Annotated in this window: 1 pseudogene; it reads left to right on the top strand. The window is 67.2% G+C overall.

Annotated features, from left to right (window positions below):
- Window positions 1-293, top strand: a pseudogene (locus OC610_RS29165) (alpha/beta hydrolase); the annotation flags it as partial.

The raw sequence follows: 293 nt of genomic DNA, 5'->3' as shown, positions 1-293 counted from the left end.
AGCGCCGCCGATTGGTGGGATGACGCCTTGCCGCACTTCCACCGCTACGACGTGGTGCCCCTGGAACTGCCCGGCTTCGGCAATAACCCGCAGGCACCTTGCGAAGACCTTGCGGCCTACGCCGAAGCATTGCTGGCGACGACGGTGCGGGGCAGCGCGATCATGGCGGTCGGCGTGAACGCCTTGCTGGTGCTGCACGCCTTGCAACGCCAGCCGGGGCACTTTTGCCGCAGCGTTTTGCTGGCGCCGGTGGGCGCGTTTTTGTGGCAGCGCAGGCTGCCGGCGTTGATGTC

Origin of the sequence: Pseudomonas agronomica, assembly GCF_025917275.1 — a bacterium.
Taxonomy (GTDB): Bacteria; Pseudomonadota; Gammaproteobacteria; order Pseudomonadales; family Pseudomonadaceae; genus Aquipseudomonas; species Aquipseudomonas agronomica.
The sequence above is the reverse complement of the archived record's forward strand: the minus strand, read 5'-3'. Positions and strand labels throughout refer to the sequence as shown.